20 protein-coding genes and 4 pseudogenes are annotated in these 21,545 nt (G+C 70.4%); 9 read left to right on the top strand and 15 right to left on the bottom strand.

Annotation, left to right across the window (positions count from 1 at the left end; translation table 11 throughout):
- Positions 1-98: 98 nt before the first annotated feature.
- A complete protein-coding gene (locus ABEB13_RS24570) occupies positions 99-893 on the bottom strand; it encodes an isoprenyl transferase (RefSeq protein ID WP_100888736.1) in 795 nt (264 codons plus the stop codon).
- A gap of 395 nt (positions 894-1,288) precedes the next feature.
- Between ABEB13_RS24570 and ABEB13_RS24565 the strand changes: the two genes are divergently transcribed.
- Positions 1,289-2,869, top strand: a complete 1,581-nt coding sequence (locus ABEB13_RS24565; RefSeq protein WP_345707225.1) for a chitinase — start codon at positions 1,289-1,291, stop codon at positions 2,867-2,869.
- Between the two features lie 905 nt (positions 2,870-3,774).
- Positions 3,775-4,989, top strand: coding sequence for a pyridoxal phosphate-dependent aminotransferase (locus tag ABEB13_RS24560; protein ID WP_345707224.1), 1,215 nt, complete (start codon positions 3,775-3,777; stop codon positions 4,987-4,989).
- A 118-nt stretch (positions 4,990-5,107) separates the two neighbouring features.
- On the opposite strand, the pseudogene ABEB13_RS24555 reads toward ABEB13_RS24560, so the two are convergent.
- Positions 5,108-6,927: pseudogene (locus ABEB13_RS24555) on the bottom strand (phosphoenolpyruvate carboxykinase (GTP)).
- A 337-nt stretch (positions 6,928-7,264) separates the two neighbouring features.
- Here ABEB13_RS24555 and trhA point away from each other — a divergent pair.
- Positions 7,265-7,900, top strand: a complete 636-nt coding sequence (gene trhA / locus ABEB13_RS24550) for a PAQR family membrane homeostasis protein TrhA (protein WP_345707223.1) — start codon at positions 7,265-7,267, stop codon at positions 7,898-7,900.
- A gap of 56 nt (positions 7,901-7,956) precedes the next feature.
- On the opposite strand, the gene ABEB13_RS24545 is transcribed toward trhA, so the two are convergent.
- The 3 genes from ABEB13_RS24545 to ABEB13_RS24535 all read right to left on the bottom strand — a co-directional run bounded on the left by ABEB13_RS24545 (position 7,957) and on the right by ABEB13_RS24535 (position 9,879).
- Positions 7,957-8,214 carry a hypothetical protein gene (locus ABEB13_RS24545; protein WP_345707222.1) on the bottom strand — a complete coding sequence of 86 codons (258 nt, stop codon included), beginning with the start codon at positions 8,212-8,214 and terminating at the stop codon, positions 7,957-7,959.
- 235 nt (positions 8,215-8,449) lie between these two features.
- Positions 8,450-9,286, bottom strand: coding sequence for a hypothetical protein (locus ABEB13_RS24540; RefSeq protein WP_345707221.1), 837 nt, complete (start codon positions 9,284-9,286; stop codon positions 8,450-8,452).
- An 11-nt stretch (positions 9,287-9,297) separates the two neighbouring features.
- On the bottom strand, positions 9,298-9,879 hold the full coding sequence (locus ABEB13_RS24535) for a papain-like cysteine protease family protein (RefSeq protein WP_345707220.1): 582 nt from the start codon (positions 9,877-9,879) through the stop codon (positions 9,298-9,300).
- A 239-nt stretch (positions 9,880-10,118) separates the two neighbouring features.
- Between ABEB13_RS24535 and ABEB13_RS24530 the strand changes: the two genes are divergently transcribed.
- The gene (locus ABEB13_RS24530) at positions 10,119-11,048 is read left to right on the top strand and encodes a hypothetical protein (RefSeq protein ID WP_345707219.1); all 930 of its coding nucleotides are present in this window, start codon (positions 10,119-10,121) and stop codon (positions 11,046-11,048) included.
- 56 nt (positions 11,049-11,104) lie between these two features.
- Here ABEB13_RS24530 and ABEB13_RS24525 read toward each other — a convergent pair.
- The 4 genes and pseudogenes from ABEB13_RS24525 to ABEB13_RS24510 all read right to left on the bottom strand — a co-directional run bounded on the left by ABEB13_RS24525 (position 11,105) and on the right by ABEB13_RS24510 (position 16,051).
- Positions 11,105-13,131: pseudogene (locus ABEB13_RS24525) on the bottom strand (thioredoxin domain-containing protein).
- Positions 13,132-13,596: 465 nt separating this feature from the next.
- A complete protein-coding gene (locus ABEB13_RS24520; RefSeq protein ID WP_345707218.1) occupies positions 13,597-13,827 on the bottom strand; it encodes a hypothetical protein in 231 nt (76 codons plus the stop codon).
- A 14-nt stretch (positions 13,828-13,841) separates the two neighbouring features.
- Positions 13,842-15,269, bottom strand: a complete 1,428-nt coding sequence (locus ABEB13_RS24515; RefSeq protein WP_345707217.1) for a DUF262 domain-containing protein — start codon at positions 15,267-15,269, stop codon at positions 13,842-13,844.
- Positions 15,270-15,271: 2 nt separating this feature from the next.
- Complete coding sequence (locus tag ABEB13_RS24510; RefSeq protein WP_345707216.1) at positions 15,272-16,051, bottom strand: hypothetical protein; 780 nt, start codon at positions 16,049-16,051, stop codon at positions 15,272-15,274.
- An 86-nt stretch (positions 16,052-16,137) separates the two neighbouring features.
- On the opposite strand from ABEB13_RS24510, the gene ABEB13_RS24505 reads away from it, so the two are divergent.
- Positions 16,138-16,302 carry a hypothetical protein gene (locus ABEB13_RS24505; RefSeq protein WP_345707215.1) on the top strand — a complete coding sequence of 55 codons (165 nt, stop codon included), beginning with the start codon at positions 16,138-16,140 and terminating at the stop codon, positions 16,300-16,302.
- Here ABEB13_RS24505 and ABEB13_RS24500 read toward each other — a convergent pair.
- From ABEB13_RS24500 to ABEB13_RS24485, 4 genes and pseudogenes are all read right to left on the bottom strand, one after another.
- On the bottom strand, positions 16,286-16,843 hold the full coding sequence (locus ABEB13_RS24500) for an AAA family ATPase (RefSeq protein WP_345707214.1): 558 nt from the start codon (positions 16,841-16,843) through the stop codon (positions 16,286-16,288). The genes ABEB13_RS24505 and ABEB13_RS24500 overlap by 17 nt on opposite strands.
- Before the next feature lie 11 nt (positions 16,844-16,854).
- On the bottom strand, positions 16,855-17,217 hold the full coding sequence (locus ABEB13_RS24495) for a hypothetical protein (protein ID WP_345707213.1): 363 nt from the start codon (positions 17,215-17,217) through the stop codon (positions 16,855-16,857).
- A gap of 110 nt (positions 17,218-17,327) precedes the next feature.
- On the bottom strand, positions 17,328-17,546 hold the full coding sequence (locus ABEB13_RS24490; protein ID WP_345707212.1) for an AAA family ATPase: 219 nt from the start codon (positions 17,544-17,546) through the stop codon (positions 17,328-17,330).
- Positions 17,547-17,885: 339 nt separating this feature from the next.
- Positions 17,886-18,044, bottom strand: a pseudogene (locus tag ABEB13_RS24485) (DUF255 domain-containing protein); the annotation flags it as partial.
- Positions 18,045-18,253: 209 nt separating this feature from the next.
- On the opposite strand from ABEB13_RS24485, the gene ABEB13_RS24480 reads away from it, so the two are divergent.
- Together ABEB13_RS24480 and ABEB13_RS24475 are read left to right on the top strand one after the other, a co-directional pair.
- Positions 18,254-18,526: a hypothetical protein gene (locus ABEB13_RS24480; RefSeq protein WP_345707211.1), complete on the top strand. Its 273-nt coding sequence runs from the start codon at positions 18,254-18,256 to the stop codon at positions 18,524-18,526.
- On the top strand, positions 18,523-18,930 hold the full coding sequence (locus ABEB13_RS24475; protein ID WP_345707210.1) for a PIN domain-containing protein: 408 nt from the start codon (positions 18,523-18,525) through the stop codon (positions 18,928-18,930). Before ABEB13_RS24480 ends, ABEB13_RS24475 begins: the two co-directional genes overlap by 4 nt.
- Positions 18,931-19,082: 152 nt before the next feature.
- Here the strand turns inward: ABEB13_RS24475 and ABEB13_RS24470 are convergent, their stop codons facing one another.
- Together ABEB13_RS24470 and mca are read right to left on the bottom strand one after the other, a co-directional pair.
- The gene (locus ABEB13_RS24470) at positions 19,083-19,274 is read right to left on the bottom strand and encodes a hypothetical protein (RefSeq protein WP_345707209.1); all 192 of its coding nucleotides are present in this window, start codon (positions 19,272-19,274) and stop codon (positions 19,083-19,085) included.
- Positions 19,275-19,322: 48 nt separating this feature from the next.
- Positions 19,323-20,191 (bottom strand): annotated as a pseudogene (gene mca / locus ABEB13_RS24465) (mycothiol conjugate amidase Mca).
- A gap of 152 nt (positions 20,192-20,343) precedes the next feature.
- Between mca and ABEB13_RS24460 the strand changes: the two are divergent.
- A complete protein-coding gene (locus tag ABEB13_RS24460; RefSeq protein WP_100888746.1) occupies positions 20,344-20,757 on the top strand; it encodes a DUF4307 domain-containing protein in 414 nt (137 codons plus the stop codon).
- A gap of 275 nt (positions 20,758-21,032) precedes the next feature.
- Positions 21,033-21,530 carry a transcription elongation factor GreA gene (gene greA / locus ABEB13_RS24455; RefSeq protein ID WP_345707208.1) on the top strand — a complete coding sequence of 166 codons (498 nt, stop codon included), beginning with the start codon at positions 21,033-21,035 and terminating at the stop codon, positions 21,528-21,530.
- The last annotated feature ends 15 nt before the right edge of the window (positions 21,531-21,545 follow it).

Below are 21,545 nucleotides of genomic sequence, written 5' to 3'. Positions count from 1 at the left end.
GCGCGAACTGCGGGGTCACAACTGGTGCACGTTTTGGGTCGGTGGCCTGCGGGTATTTCGACTGACCCGGGGTCAGCGGCGACCGGCCCCGGCGGGGCTCACAGGCCCAGGCGGCGGTTGCGCAGCTGGTAGTCGCGCAGCGCCCGCAGGAAGTCGACCTTGCGGAAGGCCGGCCAGTAGGCCTCGCAGAAGTAGAACTCGCTGTGCGCGCTCTGCCAGAGCAGGAAGCCGGAGAGCCGCTGCTCGCCCGAGGTGCGGATGACCAGGTCGGGATCGGGCTGGCCCTTGGTGTAGAGGTGCTCGGCGATGTGCTCGACGTCGAGGATCTCGGCCAGCTGCTCGATCGAGGTGCCGCGGTCGGCGTGCTCCTGGAGCAGCGAGCGGACGGCGTCGGCGATCTCGTGGCGGCCGCCGTAGCCGACCGCGACGTTGACCGTGATCCCGTCGATGTGGGCGGTCTCCTGGGCGGCGTCCTTGAGCACCTGGGCGGTCTGCTGGGGCAGCAGGTCGAGGGCGCCGACCGGGTTGACCCGCCACCGGCGGGCCTCGGCGAGGCCGCGCACCGCGTCCTCGATGATGCCGAGCAGCGGGACGAGCTCCTCGGCGGGCCGGGAGAGGTTGTCGGTGGAGAGCATCCACAGGGTGACGACCCGGACGTGGGTCTCGTCGCACCAGCCGAGGAACTCGCTGATCTTGTCGGCGCCGCGCTGGTGGCCCTGCGCGGTGGTGCCGCCGGTGGCCTTGGCCCAGCGACGGTTGCCGTCCAGGATCACGCCGATGTGGCGCGGGGTGTTGTCGAGGTGGACCTCGACCCGACGGCCGTAGAGGCGGTAGGCGTTGTCGAGCAGGGTGCGCAGACCCGGCGTCCGTTCGACCACATCGCGCAGACCCATGTTCCTCGGCCTTCCGTGCTCGTCGTCGCTCGTCGCCCCGGCCGGAACCGCCGGGGCCTGGCCGCCCGGGCACGGTCGCGGGTGCGAAATCCCTGGCGCGCAGCCTACTCCGGCCGGGTGTACGGCGGTAAAGCCGCTGGTACCGATGGTGTCACGGCGACCGCCCCGGACCGAACGGGGCGATCGGGGCGGCTCGGCAACGGTTGGGTCTCCGCTTCCTTAAATCAGCCGTAAGCGGGGGTCGGGTGCTTGACGCCCGGCATTGGTCTAGTCCAGCTTGTGACCGAGGGCACACCGGCGGCCCTCCACGAACCCCCTGCGGACCGACCCTCCCCACACGGAGCCGCCGCGACCCCCACCGCGGCGGCTCCCCTCCTCCCCCAGGAGCGCCATCCATGGCCCGTACCCTTCAGCCGTCGTCGCACCGGCGCCGGCGCAGCACGATCCCGGCCGCCGTCGCGGCGGGCGCCACCGCCCTCGCCCTGGCCGGCGCCGGCCTGGCGCTGACCGCGAGCGGCGCGGACGCCGCCGTCGGCAACCTCGTCTCCAACGGCGGCTTCGAGTCCGGCAACCTGTCCGGCTGGACGTGCACGGGCACCGCGAACGCCGCGAGCAGCCCGGTCCACTCCGGCTCGTACGCGCTGACCGCCGCGCCCAGCAGCTCCGACACCGCCGAGTGCACCCAGACCGTCAGCGTGCTGCCGAACACCAGCTACGCGCTGGCCGGCTACGTGCAGGGCCCGTACGTCTACCTCGGCGCGCGCGGCACCGGCGGCACCGACCCGTCGACCTGGTCCAGCCTCAGCAGCTGGAACCAGCTGACGAGCACCTTCACCACCGGCGCCTCCACCACCAGCGTCACCCTCTACGTGCACGGCTGGTACGGCCAGGGCGCCTACAACGCCGACGACATCACGCTGACCGGCCCGGGCGGGACCTCCTCGCCGTCGGCCTCGCCGACCTCGGCGTCCCCGACCCCGTCGCCGTCCGCCTCGCCCAGCAGCTCCCCCAGCAGCTCGCCGAGCTCCTCGCCCAGCTCGTCGCCGAGCAGCAGCCCCACCACCACCCCGCCGCCCACCGGCCTGCCCAAGCACGCGCTGACCGGCTACTGGCAGAACTTCGACAACGGCGCCACCGTGCAGAAGCTGCGCGACGTGCAGAGCGCGTACGACATCATCGCGGTGTCGTTCGCCGACGCCACCACCACCCAGGGTGCGATCAGCTTCACCCTGGACCCGGCGCTCGCCACCAAGCTCGGCGGCTACACCGACGCCGACTTCAAGGCGGACATCGCCGCCAAGCACGCGGCCGGCAAGAAGGTCGTGCTGTCGGTCGGCGGCCAGAACGGCGCGATCAGCGTCGCCAACTCCGCCGCGGCGACCAACTTCGCCAACTCCGCCTACAGCCTGATCCAGCAGTACGGCTTCGACGGCGTCGACATCGACCTGGAGAACGGCGTCGACCCGACGTACATGTCCCAGGCGCTGCACAGCCTGCAGTCCAAGGTCGGCTCGGGCTTCATCCTGACCATGGCCCCCGAGACCATCGGGATGTACAGCACCTCCGGCGCCTACTTCCAGCTGGCGCTCAACACCAAGGACATCCTGACCGTCGTCAACACCCAGTTCTACAACTCGGGCGGCATGAACGGCTGCGACGGCAAGGTCTACAACCAGGGCACCGAGGACTTCATCACCGCCCAGGTCTGCACCCACATCCAGGGCGGCCTGCGCCCCGACCAGGTCGGCATCGGCGTCCCGGCGTCCAGCCAGGCGGCGGGCGGCGGCTACGTCAACTCCACCGTGGTCAACAACGCGCTGGACTGCCTCGCCACCGGCACCCACTGCGGCAGCTTCGTGCCGCCGGCCAAGTGGCCGACCATCCGCGGCGCGATGACCTGGTCGACCAACTGGGACGCGAAGAACGGCAACGACTTCTCCACCAACGTGGGCGCCCACGCCCACGCCATGCCGTAACCCGCACCCGGCCGGCCGCCCCCGAGGGTGGGGCGGCCGGCCACCCGAGGGGCCCGTCGCACCGCTGGGGTGCGGCGGGCCCCGTCCATCTGCCGCCGCCGGCGGACGGACAGGGCGTCAGGCCGCGGCGAGGACGGCCAGCAGGGCGCCGGCCAGCAGCGGGGGCCGAACGGCAGCGCATCGCCCCGGCCGGCCCGCCGGGTGAGCAGCAGCAGCGCGCCCCACACGCCGCCGAGCAGGAAGGCGCAGAAGACGCCGCCGCCCACCGCCCGCCAGCCGTACAGGCCGAGCACCGCGCCCAGGCTCGGCGCGAGCTTGGCGTCGCCGAGGCCGATCGGGACGACCAGCGCCAGGCCGCCGTAGAGCAGGCCGAGGGCGGCCGCGGCCAGCAGGCAGCGCAGCAGCACCGCCGGACGGTGGTCGGCGAACGGCAGCAGCACGGCAGTGCCCGCGGCCAGCGGCAGGGTCAGCGCGTCGGGCAGCCGCAGCACCGCCGCGTCCACGAAGCCGAGCAGCACGCCGAAGGCGCCGACCCAGCAGAACAGCGCGGCGCTCCCGGCCCCCGCCGCCGCGCCCAGCGCGACACCGACCAGGACGGCCACCGCCTCCACCGCGCCCGGCCGCGGGCCGGCCGAAGCGTCCCCGCAGCCAGGGCAGCGCCCGGTCGGCCACCGCCCGACGCGCCCGGCGGGACAGCAGCGGCGCAGCGGTTCGCCGTACGGCACCGCGTACCGCACGGCGGCTGCGCGCAGCACGGGTGCGGCGGCGAGGCCGGTCAGCGCACCGGCCCACGGCCCGATCATCACGGCCCCCTCCGTCCGTCGCCCCGATCCTTGCGCAGGACGGGGGGTCTGTGGCCCAGAACACGTGATGATCCGCGTAACAGCGCCGTAAAGTAGGCAGGCATGCAGGTCATCCAGTCCAGCAAGCTCGCCAACGTCTGCTACGACATCCGCGGACCGGTCCTCGACGAGGCGATGCGGCTGGAGGAGCAGGGCCACCGCATCCTGAAGCTGAACACCGGCAACCCGGCCGCGTTCGGCTTCGAGGCACCGCCGGAGATCCTCCAGGACATCCTGCGGAACCTCTCGTCCGCGCACGGCTACGGCGACTCCAAGGGCCTGCTCTCGGCCCGCCGCGCGGTGGTGATGCACTACGAGGAGCGCGGCCTGCACGGGCTGAGCGTGGAGGACGTCTTCCTCGGCAACGGGGTCTCGGAGCTGATCCAGCTCGCCATGACGGCGCTGCTCGACGACGGCGACGAGGTGCTCGTCCCCGCGCCGGACTACCCGCTGTGGACGGCCTCCGTCTCGCTGGCCGGCGGCACCGCCGTCCACTACCGCTGCGACGAGCAGTCGGAGTGGTACCCGGACCTCGGGGACATCGAGGCCAAGGTCACCGACCGGACGCGCGCCATCGTGGTGATCAACCCGAACAACCCCACCGGCGCGGTCTACCCGCGCGAGGTGCTGGAGGGCATCGTCGAGATCGCCCGCCGGCACAAGCTGGTGGTCTACGCGGACGAGATCTACGACAAGATCCTCTACGACGGCGCGGAGCACGTCCCGCTGGCGACGCTGGCCCCGGACCTCTTCTGCGTCACCTTCAACGGCATGTCGAAGTCGTACCGCGTCGCGGGCTTCCGCTCCGGCTGGATGGTGCTGTCCGGCGACCGGCACCGCGCGGCCAGCTACATCGAGGGCCTCACCGTGCTGGCCTCGATGCGGCTGTGCGCCAACATGCCCGCCCAGCACGCGGTCGCGGCCGCCCTCGGCGGCCGCCAGTCGATCAAGGACCTGGTGCTGCCGGGCGGCCGGCTGCTGGAGTCCCGGGACACGGCGTTCCGGCTGCTGAACGACATCCCGGGCATCACCTGCGTGAAGCCCAAGGGCGCGCTGTACGCCTTCCCGCGGCTCGACCCGCAGGTGTACAAGATCAAGGACGACGCGCAGATGGTGCTCGACCTGCTGCGCTCCCAGCGGATCCTGATCGTCCAGGGCACCGGCTTCAACTGGCCCGACCCGGACCACTTCCGGCTGGTCACCCTGCCGCGCCCGGAGGACATCGCGGACGCGGTCACCCGCATCGGCGACTTCCTGAGCGGCTACAGCCAGCCCTGACGCCCTGCCGGTTCCGGACGGGCGAACGCCGACGGCCGGAGTCCCGATCCGGACGATCCCCCGCGCTGGTCGGGGTGGGAGATCGTCCGGCCGGGGCTCCGGCCGTCCGCGTCGGGCGTCAGCCCAGTCGCTTCACCAGCGCGCGGTACTCGTCCCAGAGCTCGGTGGGCGTGTGCTCACCGAACAGCTCCAGGTGGGACGGGACGAGCGCGGCCTCCTGGCGCCAGATGTCGGCGTCGACGGAGAACAGCAGGTCGACGTCGGCCTGCGGGATGTCGAGGCCCGACAGGTCGAAGCCGTCGACCTCGGGCAGCACGCCGATCGGGGTCTCGACGCCCTTGCCGGTGCCCTCCAGCCGCTCCACGACCCACTTGAGCACGCGGCTGTTCTCGCCGAAGCCCGGCCAGACGAACTTGCCGGCGCTGTTCTTGCGGAACCAGTTGACGTAGTAGATCTTCGGCAGCTTGTCGGCGTCGGCCTGCGCGCCGAGCTTCAGCCAGTGGCCGAAGTAGTCACCCATGTTGTAGCCGCAGAACGGCAGCATCGCGAACGGGTCGCGGCGCAGCTCGCCGACGGTGCCCTCCTGGGCGGCGGTCTTCTCGGAGGCGATGTTCGCACCGAGGAAGACGCCGTGCTGCCAGTCGAAGGACTCGGTCACCAGCGGGACGGCGGTGGCCCGGCGGCCGCCGAACAGGATGGCCGAGATCGGCACACCCGCCGGGTCCTCCCACTCGGGGGCGATGGTCGGGCACTGCGCGGCCGGGACGGCGAACCGCGCGTTGGGGTGGGCGGCCGGGGTGCCGGACGCGGGCGTCCAGTCGTTGCCGCGCCAGTCGGTGAGGTGCGCCGGCGCCTCGTCGGTGAGGCCCTCCCACCAGACGTCGCCGTCGTCGGTGAGCGCGACGTTGGTGAAGACCGTGTTGCCCCAGAGGGTCTCGATCGCGTTGGCGTTGGTGTCCGTGCCGGTGCCGGGGGCGACGCCGAAGAAGCCGGCCTCCGGGTTGATGGCGTAGAGGCGGCCGTCGGCGCCGAAGCGCATCCAGGCGATGTCGTCGCCGATCGTCTCGACCTTCCAGCCCGGGATCGTCGGCTGGAGCATGGCGAGGTTGGTCTTGCCGCAGGCGGACGGGAAGGCCGCCGCGATGTACTTGGCCTCGCCGGACGGCGGGTGAGCTTGAGGACGAGCATGTGCTCGGCCAGCCAGCCCTCGTCGCGGGCCATGGTGGAGGCGATCCGCAGCGCGTAGCACTTCTTGCCGAGCAGGGCGTTGCCGCCGTAGCCGGAGCCGTAGGACCAGATCTCGCGGGTCTCCGGGAAGTGCGAGATGTACTTGGTGGAGTTGCAGGGCCACGGCACGTCGGCCTCGCCTTCGGCGAGCGGCGCGCCCACGGTGTGCACGGCCTTGACGAACTCGCCGTCCTCGCCGAGCTGGTCGAGCACGGCCTGCCCCATGCGGGTCATCACCCGCATCGACACGGCGACGTAGGCGGAGTCGGTGATCTCGACGCCGTAGGCGGCGAGCGGGGAGCCGACCGGGCCCATGGAGAACGGCACGACGTACATCGTGCGGCCCTTCATCGAGCCGCGGAACAGGCCGCCCGCACCGGAGAAGAGCTCCCGCATCTCGGCGGGGGCCTTCCAGTTGTTGGTCGGGCCGGCGTCCTTCTCCTGCTCGGAGCAGATGTAGGTGCGGTCCTCGACACGCGCGACGTCGGTCGGGTCGGACGCGGCGTAGTAGGAGTTGGGTCGCTTCTCGGAGTCGAGCTTCCTGAAGGTGCCCTGGGCCACGAGCAGGTCGGCGAGGCGCTGGTACTCCGCCTCCGAGCCGTCGCACCACTCGATGCGGTCGGGCTGGGTCAGCTCGGCGATCTCGGCGACCCAGGCCAGCAGGCGCTTGTGGCGGGTCGGCACGGTCTCGGCGAGCGCAGAGTTCTCGATCGACACGATCGCTCCGTTTCACACCATCTCGTCCAGGAGACGGCATCGCGGGGGTTGAGGGTGGTTACACCGTAGCTCCGGACACCACCCCCTATACGTGCAATCTGTCCTAGGAAATCGAATCCTTACGACATTTCGGCAGGTTATTCGGAGGCAGATGGACGATTCCGGCCGCACGCAACCCGGGGATGAGACCTGGCTAACACTCCAGAACGTCCAAAAGTGACACGCGCCACTGACTACTTGTCGGTAACCTACGGTTCCGTAAGATGTCGCGCATGACTGCGGACCTCACTGCCACGGCCGCCGGCCCGGCCCCGACCCGGACTTCGAGCCGGTGAAGCCCACGTGGCGCGGCTGGCTGCACGCCGGCATGTTCCCCGCCTCGGTGGCCGCCGGAATCGTCCTGATCTGCCTGGCCGACTCCACCGCCGCCCGCATCGCCTGCACCGTCTATTCGGTGAGTGCCTGGATGCTCTTCGGCGTGAGCGCGGTCTACCACCGGTTCACCTGGGGCGCGCGGGGCGAGGCCGTGCTGCGCCGCCTCGACCACGCCAACATCTTCCTGATCATCGCGGGCACCTACACCCCGTTCACCATCCTGCTGCTGCACGGCGCCAGCCGGCAGCTGCTGCTCTGGGCGGTGTGGGGCGGCGCCCTGCTGGGGATCGCCTTCCGGGTGTTCTGGGTCGGCGCGCCGCGCTGGCTCTACACCCCGGTCTACCTCGCGCTCGGGTGGGCGGCCGCCTTCTTCCTGCCGGACTTCCTGCACACCGGCGGCGCGGCGGTGCTGACCCTGATGATCGTCGGCGGCGGCCTCTACAGCCTCGGCGGGATCGTGTACGGCCTCAAGCGGCCGAACCCGTCACCGCTCCGGTTCGGCTTCCACGAGGTGTTCCACGCCTTCACTCTCGGGGCCTTCGTGGTGCAGTACGTCGGCGTCTCGATCGTCGCCTACAGCGCCGCCGCCTGACCCGCCCTCCGCCTCCCGGCCCTCGGGGCCGGGAGGCGGGCCCGCCCGGGCGCGGCTCAGCGCGCCCGGGCCTCCAGGCGCTCACGGGCCCGGCGGCAGCGCTCGCAGTGCCCGGCGTCGGGCCCCTCGCCGGCCGCCCGCATGTGGGCCTTCGCCTGGAAGCGGCGGGCGACGTACGCCATCACCAGCAGGGTCTCGCCCGCCGCGACCGTCCACACCGCGCGGGGCCCGCCGAGCAGGTAGCCGGCCACCACGGCCAGCGCGGCGAGCACCACCACCACTCCGCCCCAGAACTGCGCGTCCCTCGACGCCATCGCCTCGCCTCCCGTCAGGTGACCGACCGTCAGATATCTCCCCACCTACGGTGACATGTCCAGCGCGTTGCGAGGCGAACGGCGGATCAACGTTGCATCAAATCCGCGTGCAGACCCGGTCGAGGCATCCTCCGGGCCGTCCCGTGCCACCAGGGCAGGGCCGTGGGCATGCGGACGGCCCGGTGGTCCGCCGACCACCGGGCCGTACCTGCCGCGCGGGACGCGCGGCTGCGCCCTACCTCCGGGCCGTCCTGCGGCGGACGGCCGCGCCGGCCCCCACCAGCGCGGCCACGCCCAGGACGGCGCCCGCCACTGCGGGCACCGCGCCCGCCCCGCCCTCCGGCGCGGCCCCGGACGCGGACCCGGGCGCGTAGCCGCCGCCCTCACCCGCCCGGTCGTAGGCCGACCCGGGCAGCTTGTCGCCGTAGCGGCGGTGCACCAGCTGCCGGTAGGCCGCCAGCGTGACCCCGGACGCGCCCACCGAGCGGACGGCCTCGTCGTCCAGCGGCAGCACCCGGTCGCCGCGCAGCACGTACCAGGCGTTGATCTGCGGTTCGCGGAAGGCGGTGCCGCCACCGCCCGCGGCGGCCTTGGCCGGGTAGTCCACCTCGTCGCCGCCGGAGGCGATGTTCACCACCCGCCAGCCGGTGCCGTCGCGGACCGTCCACACGGAGGCCGTCCGGCCGTCCGCGGCGACCGCCTTGCTGGCCACGAAGTCGACCCGGGCGACCGGCGCCCCGGCGGTGCCGGTCACGAAGCCGGCGTTCAGGGTGTAGACGGCGACGGTGTCCCCGGCCAGTTGCGGGGCGGCAGCGGCGGCGGCACGGTTCTCGTCGGCCGGGCTGATCGCCGGCGGGCGGTTGGGGGCGATGCCGCCGCGGGCGAAGAAGTGCCCGACCCGGTCGAGCACGGCGGGTTCCCGGGCGGCCGTCCGGGCCGCGGCGAGGTCCGCCCCGGCGATCGGCTCGGGGGCCGCACCGGCGCCGTCGGCGGCCAGCGCGAGCGGGGCGGCCGCGACGCCGACGGCCACGGCGAGCAGGACGGTGGCGAGGTATCTCGGGAATGCGGTCATGGCTGCCGTCCTCACGCGCCGATCCGGTACAGGGAGTGGGTCCAGGAGAACGATCCGTTGTCGACGTAGTACCGGTAGTCCGCCCAGTTGTAGCGGTAGTCGGACGGCCACGGGTCGCCCCAGTAGACCCAGTTGTTCGCGGTGTCGTAGCCGTACAGCACGAGCATGTGGCCGCCGCCGGAGGACCACTGGATGCGGGTCTCCATCGGCCGTCCGGCGTTCACCTCGCCCTGCACGGTGGCGTAGGACAGGTAGCCGGTGACGTACCGGCCGGTGCTGATGCCGATCCGGGCGACGGCGTTCTGCACGTCGCCGAGGGTCGCCTGGCTGTTGGGGCAGCTGCTGTCGAGCGACCGGCCGAACGCGAGGTTGCAGAACTGGTTCTGGCTGTAGCCGTAGCCGTAGTAGGAGGCGATCGTGTCGCCGCTCGCGGCCCAGCACCAGTTGTCCTGCTGCTGCTGTTGCATCGTGATGTTGAGGATCTTCGAGGCGGCCTGGGCCGGGGCGCCGGCGGTCAGCGTCAGGGCCGGTACCAGGACGCCCAGCACCAGTGCGGCGAACGCACGGCGCAGGCGGGTCCGGGGAGTTGGCATGTGGGGGTTCCTCCATGCGGGGCGAAGGAAGAGGCTGTGGGGGTGCGCGTCCGGACGCGGTGCGAAGAGCATCCGGCCGGCCCTGGCCAGGGTCAACGCGCTTGCAGCGCAAGGCCGGTGGAGAGTGAACGAGGCCTTCCGGATGTGAATGCCGCCCGCCGCGACCAGCGGCGCGGCCCCCGCCCTGATGACACCGCCGCCGCAAGGTGTGAATATTCACGGTCATCCGGGAGGTAGCCATGCAGCAGACCGTCCAGCCCGAGCTCGCGTCCGTCCTCCGCACCGGCCCGTTCCACCTCGCGCTGCGGGCCGCGATCGCCGCCCGCGGCCTCGCCCTCCAACGGGTCCAGCAGCGCCTCGCCCAGCGCGGCGTCCACGTCGGCGTGACCAGCCTCAGTTACTGGCAGCAGGGCCGGCGGCGGCCCGAGAGAGCCGAGTCGCTGCGCGCCGTCAGAGCCCTGGAGGAGGTGCTGGAGCTGCCCGAGCACTCGCTGACCCGGTTGCTCGGCCCGCGCCGCACCGTCGCCGAGCCGGCCGGCCCGGTCACCCTCCCCTACCGCGACCTGATCGGGAACCCGTCGGCCGTCGACGACCTGCTGGCCACCATCGCCGGGCCGCCCGACACCGGGCTGCACACCCTGGTGCACATCGAGCGGATCCGGATCGGCCCCGACCGCCAACTGCTGCGGCGCGACTCGCAGCACGCCCTGCGGGCCCACCGTGACGGCATCGACCGCTACCTCGCCCTGCACCAGGGCGACCCGGGGGCGGACATCGGCCACGTGGTCGTCCGGGCCGAGGAGAACTGCCGCCCGGGCCGGATCCGCCGCGACCCCGCCGCCCGGCTGCTGGTCGCCGAACTCCTCCTGGACCGCCGCCTCAGCGCCGGCGACACCCACCTGCTGGGCTACGGCTTCGACGACGCGCCGACCGCGACCCCGAGCAGCGAGTACGTCCGCGGCTTCAACTCCGGCGCCGGGCAGTACGTCCTCCAGCTCACCTTCGACCCGGCCGCCCTGCCCGTCCGCTGCTTCCGCTTCGCCGTGCGCACCCCCGGCGAGCAGCCGTACGAGACGGAGGAGCTGACGCTCGACGGCCACGGCAGCGTCCATCTCGTGGCCACCGGGCTGACCCCCTGCCTGCTCGGCATCGGCTGGGACTGGGAGTAGGGCCCGCCCGGCAGACCCCGGTGCCGGGACCTGCCCGGCCGCGGGCCGCCCGCGCGCTACCGCAGGCGCTCGGCCAGTTCGGCCGGGTCCGCGGTCGGTGCGTCGCAGCTGAAGTGCTGGCAGACGTACGCGGCGGGCCGCCCGTCCAGCAGGGGCCGGTCGGCCAGCAGCGGGACGTCGGCGGTGCCCGGCTCGCCGACGGCGACGACGGCGCCGGGGGCGGTGGCGAGCAGCGCGGTGCGGTGCAGTGCTGCGGTGGCCGGGTCGCCGGCGGGGCCGACCACGGCGACCTCGCGCGGCCCGTCGATCAGGGCCTCCGCGACGGCGAGGCCCCAGCCGATGAAGCGCGGGGCCCGGCCGGCGAGCGCGCCCACGATGCCCAGGGCCCGTTCGGCAGCGGTGCGGTGGCGGTCGGAGCCGGTGTACGCGGCGTAGCCGAGCAGTGCGCCGGCGGCGGCCGTCCAACCGGACGGGGTGGCGTTGTCCGTCGGGTCCTGGGGGCGCCGGATCAGCTCCTCGGCATCGTCGGCGGTGTCGTACAGGGCGCCGCTCGCCGGGTCGGTGAAGTGGACGAGGACGGTGTCGAGCAGGCCGCCGGACAGGTCGAGCCAGGCGCTCTCGCCGGTGACGGAGTACAGCGCGAGCAGGCCCTCGGCGAGGTCGGCGTAGTCCTCCAGGACACCGGCGTTGGGGCCGGGGCGGCCGTCGCGGGAGGTGCGCAGCAGGCGCCCGTCGGCGGTGAGGTGGACGGCGATGAGCAGGTCGGCTGCGCGCTCGGCGGCCTCGACCAGGTCGGGGCGGTCCAGCAGGGCGCCGGTCTCGGCGAGGGCCGCGACGGCCAGGCCGTTCCAGGCGGCCACCACCTTGTCGTCGCGGGCCGGGGCCGGGCGTTCGGCGCGGGCGGCCAGCAGCCGGGCGCGGATCCGCGCCAAGGCCTGCCGGTCGGCCGGGTCCGCGGGCAACTGGAGGACGGAGGTGCCGTGTTCGAAGGTGCCGGTGACGTCGAGGAGTCCGACGGCGAGGGCGCCGTCCTCGGCGCCGAGGACGGCGGTGAGCTGCTCCGGGGTCCAGGCGTAGTAGGCGCCCTCGGCGGTCTTCCCGGTGGCCGGGTCGACGGAGTCGGCGTCCAGGGCCGAGGCGAAGGCGCCCTCGGGGGTGCGCAGGGCGTCCAGCAGGAAGTCGGCGGTCTCCAGGGCGATCCGGCGGGAGAGCGGGTCGCCGGTGGCCCGCCAGTGGTGCAGGTAGACCCGGATCAGCAGGGCGTTGTCGTAGAGCATCTTCTCGAAGTGCGGGACGACCCAGTCGGCGTCCACCGAGTAGCGGGCGAAACCGCCGCCGAGCTGGTCGTAGAGGCCGCCGCGGGCCATCGCCTCCAGGGTCCGGCCGGCCATCTCCAGGGCGGCCTCGGAGCCGGTGCGGGCGTGGTGGCGGAGCAGGAACTCGACCGCCATGGACGGCGGGAACTTGGGCGCGCCGCCGAAGCCGCCGCGCTTGGCGTCGAAGGTGCGGGAGAGTCCGGCGAGGGCCTGGTGCAGGTCGGCCTCGGCGGGCGGGGGACGGCTCCGGTGCCGGCGCCGTAGACGGCGGCCCGCTCCGCGAGGTCGGCGCGGATCCGGCCGGCGACCTCGGCGACCTCGTCGCGGCGGTCGCGCCAGGCGGCGGTGACGCCCTCCAGGACCTGCCGGAAGCCGGGCATGCCGTGCCGGGGCTCGGGCGGGAAGTAGGTGCCGAAGTAGAACGGCTCCTTGTCCGGGGTGAGGAAGACCGTCATGGGCCAGCCGCCCTGCCCGGTGGCGGCCTGGACGGCCTCCATGTACACGGCGTCCACGTCGGGCCGCTCCTCGCGGTCGACCTTGACCGCGACGAAGTGCTCGTTGGCGTACTCGGCGAGCACGTCGTCCTCGAAGGACTCGTGCGCCATCACGTGGCACCAGTGGCAGGCCGCGTACCCGACACTCAGCAGCACCGGCACCCCGCGCCGCCGCGCCTCCTCGAAGGCCTCGGGCCCCCAGGGCCACCAGTGGACCGGGTTGTCGGCGTGCTGCTGCAGGTACGGCGAGGTCGCGTCGGCCAACCGGTTCATGCGTTCAGCTTCTCACACCACCCCCACCGAGCCTGTGGAACCGCCCGTACCAGTCCGCTTGGCCGAGGTGTGCCCATCCGCAGTTACTCGGTATGAGGGAATCTCCAGCCCGAGGGGGCGGCGTGGAAGCGCACCACGATGCCGGAGACACGGTGCACGACGGCATCACGTATCTCCGGCCCCAGAACCCAGTGCTGGTTTCTCCAAACAACCACAGAAGCGCGCCGGCGACGCTCCTGGAAGCGCAGGAAAGAGCCCCGCGCCGATACCAGCAAACAGCCCTGAAAATCGAGGAGGAGGTGAGTGATGCCGCACTAGTCCTTGCTTCCTGCAACGCCCTCCGGGGCACCGATACCACGGCAGATGACCCGAACACACGGGATCGCGTCGTGCCGCTGACTGTCGAGCCAGGGCGGGAAATCCGCATTGCGTCTTCCAGGCCGTAGAAGCCTGGATTCGTTGCCCTCACTCGGTGTCGATGTCGGCCTCCCCGGCCTCCTTGTCCGCCGACTTGATGCCCAGGCTCTCGATGAACTGCCGCTCCCTCGCAGCCAGCTCGTGCTGGCGCGCAAGAATAAAGTCGGTGAACTCGTCGGCCTTGAGGTGCTCAATGGACGCGAGACTGACTCCGTGTGAGTCCAGGATGTCGATCTTCCCCTCCTCCGCGAGTCTGATGAGCGCCTGCCGGATCGACACGCCTGGCGGTGTGGTCATGACGATCCGGTTGGCGGGGCTGGAGGCCCCGGGACTCCGCTCTGAGTGATGACGTGTCGATAGGTCTCGCTGTGTGCCGTCGCGAGCTGCTCCAGTACGTTGGCGGTGCCGCCGTCGAGATTCTTCCGCTCGGGGAACGTCTGCAGATCCCAGAGGAGGTAGGCACGCACGCGCGCGCTGCGCAGGTCGAAGCGCTCGGGGAAGGAACGCGCCCGCTCGCCGGAGTAGCTGAGCCCGCCCTTGCCCCCGGCGAAGGCCTTCATCTCCGTGATGAATTTCCGGACCTGGGTGGTGGTGGACCCGGCGAAGGTGCCCGCCAGCGACGTTGTCCAGAACCAGTTCCGGAGCTTGACCCGCTGCTCCGCTTCGACCTTTTCGGAGAAGTGGAAGAAGACGGCGAGCAGCATGATCTGGATGTTGTAAGGAACCAAGCGGGCCAGCGGGACCCGGACCTCATCCCGCAGGAACTCGACCACCTGCTGGAGGATCAGGTCCGTATCCGTCACTGCGGTCATGAGCTGGTCCTGGACCTTGCGGGCCATGGTCTCCCAGGACGTGTCCCGCTGTACGTCCTCCTCGCCGGACAGCGCAAGGACGGTCTGAAAGATCGTCATGATTGGGATCTCGCCGAAGCCAGAAGCGGCGACCCGTCCCTTGATCTCCTCCATCTTGTCGCTGAGTGTCTCCGAGCCAATGGTCCCGTAGGTCAGAGCGGAGACCATCTGGTCGGGACGCATCTTCTGGCCGCTGCTGTTGATCCTGGAAAAGACCTCGATGGCCTGCTGGAGAGTGCCACCCTCCATGCGCACAACGGAGACTTTGTAGTTTTTTACCCGCTTCGCGATGCGCTCGCTCTCCGTGGTGAGGCGGTCGGCCTCCTCGCGAGAGGCGTAGACATCAGACAGCTTCCGTGCGTATTCAAGGAAGTCCAGGGTCCCCAGCACCGACCGCATGGGCAGGAAGTGGCTGGGCACCTCATCGCCACTCTTCCAGTGACGGTAGCGCAAGCCGTCGTTTTCCGACCGGACGAGCGGCCGGTAGACCCACCACATCCAGTCCTCCTGCTGCGTGGACCGTGGGGCGTCGGCTGAGCGGTGGAGGACGCCGAAGAGGGTCGAGAGCCGCTGATGACCGTCCAGCACATAGGCAACCTTCGCCCCCTCTGGTGCTGGTGGAATTCTGTGCCCACCGATGGTGTCGAGGCTTTCGAGCGGCATGGTGGTCTCCCAGATGAGCAGGCTTCCCATCGGATAGCCACGCTCCATGCTGTCGAATAGCTGCAGCATCTGCTCGGGGCGCCACAGGAAAGGGCGCTGGAACTTCGGCACCCGCAGCTCACCCTGCGAAATCCGCTCCAACACCTGCTCCAGGAAGTGGACCTCCGGCACCACCGAGATATCCTTGACCACCTCGATATCTCCCATGCTCAGATCACGCCCCGAATCATCTCGAACATCGATTGCAATTCCCGCTTCGCTCCGGGCCCTAGGCCATCCAGGTCCCGCTCCGATATCCCGCCGCGCATCACCTCTTGCAGGAACAGGCCCGGCAAGTCCGTCCCGAACCCCTCCTGGAGGGTGATCAGATCCTGCTCCGCCACTTGGTCGTACAGATCACCGTGACGCGGAGGAATGACGTAGGTCGCCCCGGCCTTCCCGGAGTGTCGCCCCTTCTGGTCGGGGCCTCGCTGCGATTTCCCCTTGAATCCGTGCTTCATGTCGAAGTAGGCACGCTGCTCGGGTGAGAAGTTCTTGAGAGACGTCAGACGCTTGGCCATGGAAGACATTCCGACGGCCTTTTTCGGCTGGCGGGCCAGGACTCGATTGGAAATGTAGTTCTCCATCTCCCGGAAGCTGAGGACGTGCGAACTGACGCCTTCGCGGGCCGCGGCTTCGGCCTTCTCGTGATTGCCGGTCCGGTCCGTGGAGTGGAAGCTGTCGCTATCGATGACCAGGACCACACGCTTGGTCCTGGAGAACTGCGCGGCCTGGTCGACGGCGTGCCGGGTCGCGCCGTCCTTGCCACCTCCGTTGTACACACCTAGGCGGCTGTCTTCCTTGGCGTCGATGACGTCCTCGCAGCCCAACAGGCGCGCGAGCGACTCGATCATCTGCCAGTCGTAGACCGCGTTCTCCACAACCAGGACAGCCGGCCGCTCCAGGTCGCGGAGGTCTGCTGCCAGCGTCTCGCCAGCCACAGTGACCACGCCGGAGGTCCCCCGTGCGGCGCCCAGGCCTGAGCCATGCTCGCCTTCTGTGCGAGTAGCAGGTAAATCTGCGCCAGGACCGGGACGTGACGCTCCAGGAACGCACGGACGACGTCCATGTCATGAGGGGAGATCACCCACTCGTGCCGCGCCTCCCTAAAGAATCCGATCAGCTTCAATATGAGCTCGGCATTCTCGTCGCCTTGGCGATCTGCCAGCAGGTCAACCGGAATCTCAACGCGCATCGTTGATCCGATTCGCCTGCGCGTCCGCGAGGGCGCGCACCTCCTCGAAGTCCTCCGCGAAGACTCCCCGCGGCCAGTAGTCGAGGTTGCCGAGAGCATCCACTTCGATCTTTCGCAGGGTAGCGGCTCCCTCGGCCTGTTCGACGAAGTAGATCTTCACGTCATCCGGCGACAGCTTCCGCTCCGCAACCCGTCGGCGCAGTCTAAGGAGGAAGTTCTCGCTGTGCGTCTCCACCAGGAAGCGCACCTGCGACTCCTGCACGGCGTCGACATAGAGATCGGCGATCGCGGCGTGCGCCGAAGGATGGAGATGAAGTTCGGGCTCCTCCACGATCTCGATCACAGGCCCAGCGGGCGACTCCACGCGGTCTGCGGCCCGTTGGATCACTATCGGCAGGAACTGGACCACGCCGGTGCCGACGTCATCGATGTGGACGACGAGATCGCGGTCGCGCTGGGAACGTAGCTTGGGAATGTACATCCCGGAGCCGACGTCGGTGACTTCAAGGAGCCAGCCGGGCAGGATGTTCTCCAGCAGAGTGTTCACCTCACGGCCGATCAGACCGCGCCCGTACATCTCATCCGCAGCGAGCACGCCGAGGGCCCGCTCCCCCGGTAACCAACGCTGCCCAGGGTTCTGACCGGAGACCGAAAAAAGCGCTCCGGGCTCTTCCTGAACGGACCCAGATACCGGATCTCGTCAAGGCCTTCCCGAATCAGTCGGGTGACTCCGCGCACACCGCCGACGGAGTCCGGCCAGTCGGCCGGATCGGGCAGCAGTCCGCGAAATCCAACTTTGCCCTCATGACCGTCGACAAGATACGCGCGCTTCTCAGGAGAGTAGGCGTCGATGCCGCGGATCCAGGAGATATTCGCGACCTCCGACCCACAGGAGATCTCCAACGAGGAGACCAGCTGCATTCCCTGGTTCGCGATGTTCTGGACCTCGGCGGTGGCACTGACGACCCCACCGCCATCAATGCCGATCGTGGCACCCAGGCGAATGTGCCCATGAGGTGACGAGCCATGGATCAGATCCGCGAACGAGGGGTGGAGCCCTGGACCAGGTCCAGGTCTAGCGGATACGGGGAGTCGCCACGGATACCGATGGACAGAAGCGGGAGCGCTCGCACGACGGCGCTCTTGCCGGAATTGTTCCGACCCAGCACGACGGTAATCTTGCCAAGCTCCACCTCCTGCTTCTCTCTGAAGCAGCGATAGTTCTCCAGCGAGAACCTCTCCAGCGACACTTGGGCTCCGTTCGCTCACACCGTGTCCAGCGCACGCCGCCCCAACGGCGCGTCAGCGTGGCTGCGACAATACTCTCAGATGGCGGAACCTCGGCACTCGAGTTTCACTCTTCCCGCTGCACAGATACCCGACGTCTGCCCCGGAGTTCCAGCTGTCCGGCAAGACCGTGAGGCGCTAACGACAACGCCCCTCCCGGGGCGGCAGAGGTGCTGCGCGCGCTACGGGCCTGAGCTCCCGACCGGCATGACCACCTCCAAGTGGGCCACCACCTTCTGAGCGTGTCGCCTCGCGTTCCAGGCAGACTCAAGAGCCGCGGACTACTCGGGTCGACGAGTTCAGTGGCACCAGTGGCAAGCCGCGTACCCGACCGACAGCAGCACGGGCACCCCGCGCTGCTCCGCCTCTGCAAACGGCTCGGGCCCCCAGGGCCACAAGTCCACCGGGCTTTCGGCGTGCTGCTGAGGGTGTGGGGAGGTGGCGTTGGCCAAGCGATCCACGGTTGACAGTCTGTCACTGGCGGACAGCGAGAACCACACTCGCCACCCCGGGGGCGACTCCGGCTGCTGCGCGAGCACGGAGGCGGAGGCACGGCGCTTGTCCGCCCCGGGTCGGACAGGCAGCTCAGCAGAGAGCCGCTTCTCGGCGCGGGAAGGCCCGGGGCATCGAAATCCTCTCGGTGTAATAGACACCGTCTTACACTGGGGCCATGAAGCCGACCCGAGCCGGGACCACCGAGAACATTTCCGTGTCGATGCCCGCCGAGTTGATCAGTGAGCTCCGCTCGCGGACCGGCCGCAGAGGGCTGTCGAGCTACATCACCGAGGCCGTCAGGCACCAGCTCGCCATGGACGGGCTCGCCGAGATCGTCGCCTCCCATGAAAAGGAGCACGGCGCTCTCACGGAGCAGGAGATCGAGGCCGCCCGCCGCGATCTCTTCGGAGAAGAGAACGCCCGAGACGTCCATCGGGGCGCTGCATGAAGGAGCAGCCGGCCCGCTCTCTGGTGCTCGACTCCGAGGCGCTCTCCCTGCTCCTGGGCAACGACCGCGGGATGGCAGCTCGCATCGAGGCATCCCGACAGGTCGGAGTACCTGTCCTGGTGTCGGCGCTGACCATCGTCGAAGCCGCACAGGGAAAGACCGACCTGGCGCGCTTGAAGTGGGTGCTCTCTCGGCTGCGGGTGGAACCGGTCATCCAGGAGGACGCGCTGACCGCGGTGGCGCTGCTCCGGGACGGCGGCGGGCTGCACGGACACAAATACGCCATCGACGCTCTCGTCGCCGCTCTCGCGCTACGGGCCCCGGCCCCCGTGATCGTGCTGACCTCCGACCGCGACGACTGGTCGAAGCTCTGCGGAAGCCGCGTGATCATCAGAGAGGTGTGAGCGCCGCCGACCACCGGGCCTGCGCGTTCACCGGCACCAGTGGCAGGCCGCGTAGCCGACGGACGGCCGAGGTCGCGTCGGCGAGACGGTTCGGCATGGGCCCATCCTCGCGTATCGCGGGGGCGGGCCGGGGCCGGACGTGGCCGGGGCGGCTACTCCTTGCCGGGCTCCGTGTCCTCGGCGAAGTCGATCTTCTTGAAGCGGCTGTTCATCGACTTCAGCAGGAACCAGGTCGCGACGCCGAGCGCGGCGAAGACCACGAAGCCCAGCAGGCCGGGGGTTACCTTGGCCTGGTCGAGCGCGAGGTCGGCGGCGAGGTGGGTGGGGTTCACGGGGGTGCTCATCTCTCCATGGTGGCCCGGCCCTACACGGGCCGGGCCACCGGGGTGCTGCTACTTGCGGAGCCCGGCGAACAGGTCGTCCTCGGGCAGGTCGGTGTCCACGTGGGAACGGGCGAGCTCGTAGTCCTCGGTCGGCCAGACGTCTCGCTGGACGTCGATCGGGACGCGGAACCACGGGCCGTCCGGGTCGATCTGGGTGGCGTGCGCGATGAGCGCCTTGTCCCGGATCTCGAACCAGTCGTCGCACTTCACGCGGGTGGTGATCTCGCGCTCCTTGCGGCCGCTCTTCTCCCAGCCCTCGATCCACTCACCGTACGGGGAGTCGAAGCCGTGCTCGCTGAGGTAGGCGTGCAGGGCGCGGATGCGGCCCATCGGGAAGCCGTGGTTGTAGTACAGCTTCTGCGGCTGCCAGGGCTCGCCGGCCTCCGGGTAGGCGTCCGGGTCACCGGCGGCGTCGAAGGCCACCATGGTGATCTTGTGGGTCATGATGTGGTCGGGGTGCGGGTACCCGCCGTTCTCGTCGTACGTGGTGATCACGTGCGGGCGGAACTCGCGGATCAGCTTCACCAGGGCGCCGGCCGCCGTGTCGACGTCCTCCAGGGCGAAACAGCCCTCGGGGAGCGGCGGCAGCGGGTCGCCCTCGGGCAGGCCCGAGTCGACGTAGCCCAGCCAGGCCTGCTGCACGCCCAGGATCTCGCGGGCCGCGTCCATCTCCTTGCGGCGCACCTCGTGGATGTTCGCCTCGACCCACGGGTCGCCCTGGAGCTTCGGGTTGAGGATCGACCCGCGCTCCCCGCCGGTGCAGGTGGCCACCAGGACGTCCACCCCCGGGCGACGTACATCGCCATGGTGGCGGCGCCCTTGCTGGACTCGTCGTCCGGGTGCGCGTGCACCGCCATCAGTCGCAACTGCTCACTCAACGCCTGGTTTCCTTCCCGGAATGTCCGAATCGTCGGGTCGGCTCCCCCGCCGACTCCGGCGCGGACGTGCCCCTTCTATAGTGACGGACTGAGGGGCCGCTCCATTCCCGCCGGGGCCCGAGTGCCCCTCGTCGAAAGGACCGAGCAGCGCCATGGACTCCAGCCCTACGACCTCCGCGCCGCCGGAGGGCCGCTACAGCCGCCGCTCGGACGCGGAGGCGGACCGCCGGCTGCGGATCGCCGCGGTGGTCTGCGGGGTGCTGTTCGTCGGCCTGGTGGCCTGGTTCGGCGCCTCGTACGTGCTGCGGGAGTCCGCGATGAGCGGCACCGTCCCGACCTTCCAGGCGGTTTCCGACCAGGAGATGCAGCTGCAGCTGTCGGTGACGAAGAATGCGGGCACCGGCGGCGTCTGCACGGTACGGTCGATGAGCGTGGACAAGACGGTGGTCGGCCAGTCCGACTTCCGCGTGCCGGCCGCGGGCAGTAGTTACTCGGCGATCGTGACCCTTCGCACCACGGCCCGCGGCACCACCGCCGAGCTGCTCGGCTGCACCCCGGACAAGTAGCGGCGGGGCCGAGCGGGCCTTTGCACATCTCACTCGTCCGGGCGCATATTCGAGCGTACGGGCGGGCATCCGTACGGAGTGCCGCGGGCATTTCGGCGGTCACGTTGCGTCAACGCGCCCGATCACCCCTCCCGTGGAGGGGCGGACATTGTTAGGCTCGTGGTTTCGCCCCTTCCGCGGCCGACCGCCCGGGAGCGGGCGTTGCTTTGTAAATCGACCGAATCCCCTGCTGACGATCAACCCTCAGCACCGCCCAGTACCGACGAGGAGCACCTGTGACCCAGACCAGCGATGACGTGACCTGGCTCACTCAGTCCGGCTACGACCAGCTCAAGGCCGAGCTGGAGCACCTGACCGGCCCCTGGCGCACCGAGATCGCCCAGAAGATCGAGGCGGCGCGCGAGGAGGGTGACCTCAAGGAGAACGCCGGCTACCACGCGGCCAAGGAGGAGCAGGGCAAGTACGAGGCCCGGATCCGCCAGCTCACCCAGCTGCTGGAGCGCGCCAAGGTCGGCGAGGCCCCGGCCGACTCCGGCATCGTCGCCCCCGGCATGGTCGTGACCGTCGCCTTCGACGGCGACAAGGACGACACCATGCGCTTCCTGCTCGGCTCCCGCGAGGTGGCCGGCGAGGACCTGGACATCTACTCCCCGCAGTCGCCGCTCGGCCGTTCCATCAACGGCAAGAAGATCGGCGAGGACGCCACCTACGAGCTGCCGAACGGCAAGCGCGCCAGCGTGACGATCATCGAGGCCAAGCCGCACGCCGGCTGACCCGGGACACACGGA

It is taken from the genome of Kitasatospora paranensis, from assembly GCF_039544005.1.
Lineage (GTDB): Bacteria > Actinomycetota > Actinomycetes > Streptomycetales > Streptomycetaceae > Kitasatospora > Kitasatospora paranensis.
This window is presented reverse-complemented; position numbering and strand designations above follow the sequence as displayed.

Coding starts and splice junctions, on each gene's coding strand:
- ABEB13_RS24475 (WP_345707210.1), top strand. CDS start 18,523: ATGAAGGAGCAGCCGGCCCGCTCTCTGGTGCTCGACTCCGAGGCGCTC.
- ABEB13_RS24570 (WP_100888736.1), bottom strand. CDS start 893: ATGGGTCTGCGCGATGTGGTCGAACGGACGCCGGGTCTGCGCACCCTG.
- ABEB13_RS24560 (WP_345707224.1), top strand. CDS start 3,775: ATGCAGGTCATCCAGTCCAGCAAGCTCGCCAACGTCTGCTACGACATC.
- ABEB13_RS24460 (WP_100888746.1), top strand. CDS start 20,344: ATGGACTCCAGCCCTACGACCTCCGCGCCGCCGGAGGGCCGCTACAGC.
- ABEB13_RS24530 (WP_345707219.1), top strand. CDS start 10,119: ATGCAGCAGACCGTCCAGCCCGAGCTCGCGTCCGTCCTCCGCACCGGC.
- ABEB13_RS24470 (WP_345707209.1), bottom strand. CDS start 19,274: ATGAGCACCCCCGTGAACCCCACCCACCTCGCCGCCGACCTCGCGCTC.
- ABEB13_RS24545 (WP_345707222.1), bottom strand. CDS start 8,214: ATGGCGTCGAGGGACGCGCAGTTCTGGGGCGGAGTGGTGGTGGTGCTC.
- ABEB13_RS24515 (WP_345707217.1), bottom strand. CDS start 15,269: ATGGGAGATATCGAGGTGGTCAAGGATATCTCGGTGGTGCCGGAGGTC.
- ABEB13_RS24480 (WP_345707211.1), top strand. CDS start 18,254: ATGAAGCCGACCCGAGCCGGGACCACCGAGAACATTTCCGTGTCGATG.
- ABEB13_RS24565 (WP_345707225.1), top strand. CDS start 1,289: ATGGCCCGTACCCTTCAGCCGTCGTCGCACCGGCGCCGGCGCAGCACG.
- ABEB13_RS24540 (WP_345707221.1), bottom strand. CDS start 9,286: ATGACCGCATTCCCGAGATACCTCGCCACCGTCCTGCTCGCCGTGGCC.
- ABEB13_RS24535 (WP_345707220.1), bottom strand. CDS start 9,879: ATGCCAACTCCCCGGACCCGCCTGCGCCGTGCGTTCGCCGCACTGGTG.
- ABEB13_RS24495 (WP_345707213.1), bottom strand. CDS start 17,217: ATGCAGCTGGTCTCCTCGTTGGAGATCTCCTGTGGGTCGGAGGTCGCG.